The sequence below is a fragment of the Nocardia cyriacigeorgica genome (assembly GCF_010858045.1).
Lineage (GTDB): Bacteria > Actinomycetota > Actinomycetes > Mycobacteriales > Mycobacteriaceae > Nocardia > Nocardia cyriacigeorgica_E.
On record NZ_JAAGVC010000188.1, the window covers coordinates 1 to 347 of the forward strand.

Consider the following 347-nt stretch of genomic DNA (forward strand, 5'->3'; position numbering starts at 1 on the left):
GTGTTTGAACGGGCCCTGCGTCGAGAGGATCTGGGCCATGTGCGGGTCGAAGTGGTACAGCCAGAACTCCGACTGCTCGGTAGTTCCGCCGTTGCGCAGGTGCTCGAACGCACACCACAGCGCCTCGAACCGAGCCAGCACCTCGGGGTGATCCCACCAGCGTGGGCACCACCGGTAGGTGTCCTCGCTGCGCTGAGCACTCACCTCACGCATGTAGAGCTGCACCACGTACTCGTCGACGAACTCCTCGACGTTCTCGAACCTGGTCTGCGGTTCCTCCTCGGGCTCCTCCTCGGCCGGCGGCGCCAACGCCTCAGCGGCCTCCTGTTCGGCCCGCGCTTGCAGGC

General features: G+C 66.3%; 1 protein-coding gene. It reads right to left on the bottom strand.

Annotated elements, in window-relative coordinates; translation table 11 throughout:
• A partial coding sequence (locus tag GV790_RS29300) for a DUF4913 domain-containing protein (RefSeq protein WP_163818060.1) occupies nucleotides 1–347 on the bottom strand: 347 nt, incomplete at both ends.